Below are 6,248 nucleotides of genomic sequence, written 5' to 3'. Positions count from 1 at the left end.
CCTGCCCTACGTGGAAAACCCGAGACGTCAGGAAAAAGCAGCTAGTCAGGTGCGTCCGTCGGGGCCTCGTAGCCGTCAGGGATTCCCGGAACGCCGGCATCCAGGGCACCGCCATAAACGCGAGCTGAGGCCAACCTTCCGCCGTCCCCGCTAAGTTTCACGTGCAAGCTTTGTGCGGTGACAACGGGCACCTGGTGAAGGCGCCGGCTCCCTACCGTCATCCCTTCGACAAGATGACCCTCATCGGTGGAGACTACGTGGTGCGTGATCCGCTGCCCCAAGCCCAAGTCCTCCACGAGCTCCAGATGGTTGAACGTGACCGCAGCCGGGAAGTTCAAGGTGGCTCCGCCGTCGTAACTTTCCAGAGTTGCCTCAACACAGCCGGACAGGCGGCGGTCCAACTCCGCCTTCCATTCCCTAAGGACCTGTACGTCCCCGTCGGGAATGCGCCCGCGGGTGTCCGGCGGCAGGTTCAGCAGGAGGTTGGCGCCCATCCCGACGGATTGGTAGTAGATGGCCAGGAGGTGTTCGGTGGTCTTCGGCTCATCGGCGGGGTGCCAAAACCAGCCACGCCGAAGGGAAACGTCGCACTCCGGCGGCAGGTAGTGTTGGCTGCTGAGTTCGGAACTGGAGTCCGTGTATTGGGTATCGGAAGTCCGATCCACCACGTAATTAACTGGATCAGAGGCCAGGCCGTTCTCATTGCCTACCCAGCGGATGGTCGGCTGGCCCATGTTGAAGATCATGGCGTCGGGTTGGTGTTCCTTAACTACAGCGATGATCCGGCCCCAGTCGTATTCCCGGCCCACCGATCCGGCACCGTCGAACCACAGCTCCATCAGGGGACCGTAGCCGGTGCACAGCTCCGTAAGCTGCTGGATATAGAAGTCGTCGTAGGCCACGGGATCGCTGTAGCACTCGGCATTCCGGTCCCACGGAGACAGGTACAGCCCCAGGCCGATCCCTTGTTCCCGGCACGCGTCGGCAAGTTCCCTGACCACGTCACCCTTGCCGCCGCGCCACGGGGAGGCGGCCACCGAGTAGTCCGTGGTGCCAGTAGGCCAGAGGCAAAAGCCGTCGTGGTGCTTGGCGGTGAGGATCAGGTACCTCGCACCAGCCTCCTTGGCCACGCGAACCCAGCTGCCGGCGTCGAGGTCTGCAGGGTCGAAAGTGGACGCCGGGATAGTGCCGTCACTCCACTCCTTCCCAGCGAAAGTGTTGACGCCGAAATGGATGAAGACGCCAAACTCAAGCTGTTGCCAGCGGAGTTGGGCTGCCGTGGGCGCCACCTGAGTCACTGAGAAGCTTCCTGTCCGTGGATCAACCACTGTGCCGTTCGGATGATGGTTTGGTCGGCCTCTCCAGTTCGTAGACCCGCAACGTCCGAGCGCGTGACGGCGGCACCTTCAAAGAGGCTTACGATCGCCGCGGCGATACCCGCGACCTCCGGCTCCGGCAGCTCCAACCTGCCTCGCCGGACCACCCCTTGCACGTGACCGGCATACTGGGCGTAGAAGGCCCTCAAAGCGTTGGCCGCCTGCTCGTCAGAGGCGGCCAACGCCCAGATCTCAAGGTGTATCTTGACGTCCGCCAAGCTCGAATGCTCTTGGAGCAGCGCAGTCAGCAGGCGGTGGGAATCGTCCCGGGACAGGCTGCCCGCTGCACCCGGAGCGAGGTCCAGCCCAGCCACCTCTGCGAGCCGCCGCAGGGAGCGCTCGAGTGTCCGTTCAAGAACGGCGCGGATGAGATCGGCCCGGGTTGGGAAGTAGTGCTGAAGGTGCCCTATCCGCACGCCGGCGGCAGCGGCAAAGTCCCGCATTGCTGCGTTCGCGTTGCCCTTGGTGACCAGCACGTCCTCCGCAGCGTCAAGGAGCGCCACCTTTCGCAGGGCGCCCTTGCTTTCGGTCATGACCTCAATATTGTCACACCGTACGATTCGAGTTTGGCGATCTGCGAGGCGGGGTCCGCTGCGGATTCCGGGAAGGAAACACCAGGCTGCGCCCCGGCGCGAAGTATTTCGTGGAGTCCCAACAAGCCACCCACGGCGGTCAGGTGCGCCTGGCCTTTCGGATCGGAAATGACGGCGGTTCTGCTGCCGCCCGGTCCTTCCACGTCCACACGAACGTGCGCGGTTCCGCCGGATCCCGGTGAGTAGAGAAGGGACCGCCGCACCGGCGACCACCGCTCTCCGCTACCCCAACGGAACAGTCCCACCGCCCTGGCGGCTAGTAACGCCGTCGTGGATGAATTGGAGCTGAAGCCAATCCGCGTAGCCACCGACTGCGCACCAAGGGTGAGTGGCAGGGTGAACTGCTCCGGGGTATCGAGTCGGGCGACTTTGGTGCGCTGGCCGGCGATGTCCACCCAGCGGGTCTCGCTGAGGGGACTTACGACGGCGGCCTTACCGCCTTTGCGTACTTCAAAGTCCAGTCCCAGCCGGTCAATGAAGTCGACAGAGTCCGCTCCGGCTTGGTCGTTGGTGTCGTAGCGGATGGAGACGTCGATTTTCTCAGGGTCGCCGACCTCCTGGGCCAGTGCCGCTGCCACGATATTGGTGACGCCGCCCATCCATCCTGAGCTGAGCAACACGGGGGCTTGGGGTCGCAAGAGTGTGGCAAGAGTGAGGGCCCGGGTGACGCGGCTGGTCCAGCGGGTGACGTCAACATACGGAATCCCGGCCCCGACTGCCGCACGGAGCACCCTGTCGTCGGGGTCGTTGACCGTGCCGATCACTGCCCTGACTCCGGCTTCGAACGGCTCGGCCTGGGTGAGGTCCCATCGACGTACGGCGACGTTCCCGCCGGCGAGGTGGTTGCCCCGGTCGGGGTTTCTGCCAGTGAGGAGGAGCGGCCATTCTTTCGCGGCATGGTGTGTAAGTGCCGAGCCAACGGTGCCGTAGCCGCCGACTACCAGCACGGGACCGGCGGGGTCGAGTCTGAGGGAATCGTTCATGAATCCGAGTTTAGGTCATTTGACCTAAAAAGTCAGCAAGGGCCTCAACTCGTCATACGCCCACGCCGCCAACGCAGTCGGTGTAGTGGTCTGCAGGGACCGCTTCTGCTCAGGCTCAAACCCATCAAGGAAACCTGTAGACATCCCTATGATCGAGTCGACACGGGCCACGCTCATCCCGAAACCCTCCAGCGCGGCCCGCATGGCATCCTCGGTGACCCGCTCCACAGCAAGAGGCCGGGCCGTCGCTTCCGAAACGATCCGGGCGACCTGTCGCCACGAAAGGTCAGCTGGCCCATGGACCGCTTGAATCTGATGCCCGCGCCACTGCCTGGACAACAACCGGGAGGCCGCTACCTCGGCTATGTCCCGGGGAGCCACCCACGCCATGGCCTGATCCAGCGGCAGGAGCACTTGCAGCTTGCCTGCTTGAATTGCATCGAGCTGGTACTCAAGGTTGGTGAAAAAGTAGCCACAGCGCAGATGGGTGACGTCGGCGTCGGTCTGGTCCAGCGCGACTTCCGTGGCAGCGAGCCCATCAATTTCGCCCACACCGTGCCTCTTTTCGGCTCCGACGCTGCTCTGGAAAACCACCCTGCGCACGCCGCCCTCGGTAACCGCACGTGCCACACTGATGGCGGCATGGCCGTACTCGGCCAGGGGTTCATCGCCGACCGGGGACGGGTCCACCCAGTACAAGGAGTCGACGCCGGATACCGCCTGGACCAAAGCGTCGGCATCAAGAAGGTCCACTCGGACGGCATCAACCTCCGCCCGGACATTCAGCGCCAGACTGTCCGGCTCCCTGGCCAACACCAGCGGCCTCACGCCCGCCCGGATCAACATCGGGACCAGGTGTCGGCCCACGTGGCCCGACGGTGTTGCTACTGCGATCCGCATTGCATGCCTCCACCGTTTGCCTTTGCTTGTTGACCAACGCTAACCACCATTGCGGTCGGTTTCTGTCCTCATCCGGTGGACGGCGACCCCCTGTAGATAGGAACGGACCGGGAGTAGGCTGCACAGTACCTACCCGAGTTCCACTAGGAGAAACCGTGACACTTCCTCCAACCCATGAACCCGAGCCATTCCCTCCGGACCCCGGGCCAGTCCCGCCGCCACCGGACCCCACCACACCGTTTCCACCCAGCCCCATACCGGACCCCAATCCAATACCGGGCCCCTCAGTGCCGGACCCGGGGCCCGTCCCGCCACACCCCGACCCCACCCACTAGGAAAATAGTCAGTAAGCTTACGTTTGATCACATCGGTTGACCGATGCGAACGAACAGGAGTTCACATGACGCGATCCGAGGAAACGGCTCCCCTTTCCACGCGCAACAAACCCAAGGCCGATCTGTGGAAGGACTCACTGGGCCGGACGGCTATCCGGGCCGCCCAGATTCTCCTGATTCTGCTCGTGGCCGTAGTGGTGGTTTTCGCGCTGCTTCAGATCCGGCTGCTGGTAATCCCCGTCCTTGTCTCACTCATCCTCGCCGCGGCCATCGGCCCATTCGTCAACATGCTGCGGCGCCGTGGCTGGCGCGGCGGGCTCGCCACCGCCGTCGCATTTCTGGGCCTGTTGATCGTGCTCGGCGGAGTGGTTACAGTCATCGTCTTGTCGGTGCGCAGCCAATGGGATGAGCTGATCAGCCAAGCCGCGGAAGGCCTGGACGAGCTGGAAAACTTCCTGCTCACAGGGCCCTTCCCCCTGGATCAGGAACAGCTCAATCAAGCCCGGCAGGCTGTCGTGGACTTCGCCCAGAGCAGCCAAGTGCGCTCCGGTGCGGTGACGGGCTTGTCCGCCGTCACCGAGTTCCTTGCCGGCGCCAGCCTCATGGTGGTCATACTGTTCTTCTTCCTCAAGGACGGCGCCAAGATCTGGGACTTCTTCCTGCGGCCTTTCAAGGGCACTCGCGAAGCCAAGCTTCGCCGCGTGGGCAAGCGGACCATGGAGGTCCTGGGCGGCTACGTGCGGGGAACGGCGATTGTGGCATTGGTGGACACGGTCGCGATCGGAGCCGTGCTTCTCATCCTTCAGGTTCCGCTGGCCATCCCCCTGGCAATCATCGTCTTCATCGGCGCTTTCATTCCATTGGTGGGCGCTACCGTCGCCGGCATTCTGGCAGCTTTGGTGGCTCTCGTGGCCAACGGTCCGATCGTGGCGCTGATTGTGGTCATCGCAGTGATTGCGGTCAACCAACTGGAGGGTGACCTGCTCCAGCCGGTGGTCATGGGAAAGTCCCTGCAGCTGCATGCCTTGGTAATCCTGATGGCACTGACTGCCGGCACCATCCTCGCCGGGATCATCGGAGCCGTCCTGTCCGTCCCCATCGCCGCAGTCGCGTGGGCCATCGTCCAGGTGTGGACGGCAGAAGACCCTGACCTGGAATCGATGAATCCGGATCTTCCACCCGCCAACAGCCAGCCGACGTAGCGGCTGCGGCGCCGCTCCAGGCGGGAGGCACGACGGCGGCGGGTCACCGTGGTGGGTAACCCGCCACCGTCGTCGGTTCTGGGGCGTTAGGCGAGTGCCTTCTTGATGAGTTCTACGATCCTCGCCTCGACGGCGGGAGTGATTTCCGTGAGAGCGAACGACGTGGGCCACATGTCGCCGTCGTCCAATTTTGCGTTCTCTTCGAAGCCGAGCGTGGCGTACCGGGCCTTGAACTTATGGGAGCTCTGGAAGAACACGATGTTCTTCCCGTCCCTGGCGTAGGCGGGCATTCCGTACCAGGTTTTCGGGGTGAGTTCCGGAGCGTGTTCCTTGACGATCGCGTGGAGGCGTTCGGCCATGGCCTTGTCCGCTTCAGGCATCTCCGCGATCTTGGCCAAGACATCCGCTTCACCGTCTGCCTTGGAGGCCTTCTTGCGCGGAGCCTTCTTCAGTTCCTGCGCACGCTCCTTCATCGCGGCGCGTTCTTCCTCGGTGAAGCCGTCGTAGGACTTTTCCTTGGTAGCCGTCTCCTGGTTGTCCGTCATGGCAATCCTCTCCCCTGGTCTTTTGATTGACACCACTAACGGTAGGCCCGGTAGCGGGTAGGGGCTTCTCCAAAACTGCTCGATTAGCGGCGCAAAAGTCTTGAGGTTTTCCTGAGGAAGTGTTGACCGATTACAGGATTGGTTCTTGATCCGGGCCCGGCAAAGTAGTTCTTGTCAGCCACACAGGCAGACAAGAAACAGGCAGACAAGAAACCGGCCGGCCGATCACGGTGGCCAACCGAAAGGACACTGATTCCCATGGCCATCAGCCTCAAGACCACCTCCGGCAAGATCCTCGCTTCGGTCGCACTGGT

Annotated in this window: 6 protein-coding genes; 1 reads left to right on the top strand and 5 read right to left on the bottom strand. The window is 63.1% G+C overall.

What is annotated here, in order from left to right; genetic code table 11:
- Window positions 1–41: 41 nt before the first annotated feature.
- Genes FQP90_RS22785 through FQP90_RS22770 form a run of 4 tightly spaced genes read right to left on the bottom strand, consistent with a single transcriptional unit; the run spans window position 42 to window position 3,852 of the window.
- Window positions 42–1,298 (bottom strand): alpha-L-fucosidase, encoded by a 1,257-nt coding sequence (locus tag FQP90_RS22785; protein WP_244296963.1) that lies wholly within the window; start codon window positions 1,296–1,298, stop codon window positions 42–44.
- Complete coding sequence (locus tag FQP90_RS22780; RefSeq protein WP_144653379.1) at window positions 1,295–1,909, bottom strand: TetR/AcrR family transcriptional regulator; 615 nt, start codon at window positions 1,907–1,909, stop codon at window positions 1,295–1,297. The genes FQP90_RS22785 and FQP90_RS22780 overlap by 4 nt, the downstream gene beginning before the upstream one ends.
- Window positions 1,906–2,952: a saccharopine dehydrogenase gene (locus tag FQP90_RS22775; protein WP_144653377.1), complete on the bottom strand. Its 1,047-nt coding sequence runs from the start codon at window positions 2,950–2,952 to the stop codon at window positions 1,906–1,908. The genes FQP90_RS22780 and FQP90_RS22775 overlap by 4 nt, the downstream gene beginning before the upstream one ends.
- 24 nt (window positions 2,953–2,976) lie before the next feature.
- Window positions 2,977–3,852, bottom strand: a complete 876-nt coding sequence (locus tag FQP90_RS22770; RefSeq protein WP_144653375.1) for an NAD(P)H-binding protein — start codon at window positions 3,850–3,852, stop codon at window positions 2,977–2,979.
- A 400-nt stretch (window positions 3,853–4,252) separates the two neighbouring features.
- Here FQP90_RS22770 and FQP90_RS22765 point away from each other — a divergent pair, with 400 nt between their 5' ends.
- Window positions 4,253–5,389 (top strand): AI-2E family transporter, encoded by a 1,137-nt coding sequence (locus FQP90_RS22765; protein ID WP_144653373.1) that lies wholly within the window; start codon window positions 4,253–4,255, stop codon window positions 5,387–5,389.
- An 86-nt stretch (window positions 5,390–5,475) separates the two neighbouring features.
- On the opposite strand, the gene FQP90_RS22760 is transcribed toward FQP90_RS22765, so the two are convergent.
- Window positions 5,476–5,934, bottom strand: coding sequence for an iron chaperone (locus FQP90_RS22760; protein WP_144653370.1), 459 nt, complete (start codon window positions 5,932–5,934; stop codon window positions 5,476–5,478).
- Window positions 5,935–6,248 lie beyond the last annotated feature (314 nt).

This window comes from Paenarthrobacter nitroguajacolicus (assembly GCF_007786235.1).
In the GTDB taxonomy this organism is placed as follows: domain Bacteria; phylum Actinomycetota; class Actinomycetes; order Actinomycetales; family Micrococcaceae; genus Arthrobacter; species Arthrobacter nitroguajacolicus_A.
This window is presented reverse-complemented; position numbering and strand designations above follow the sequence as displayed.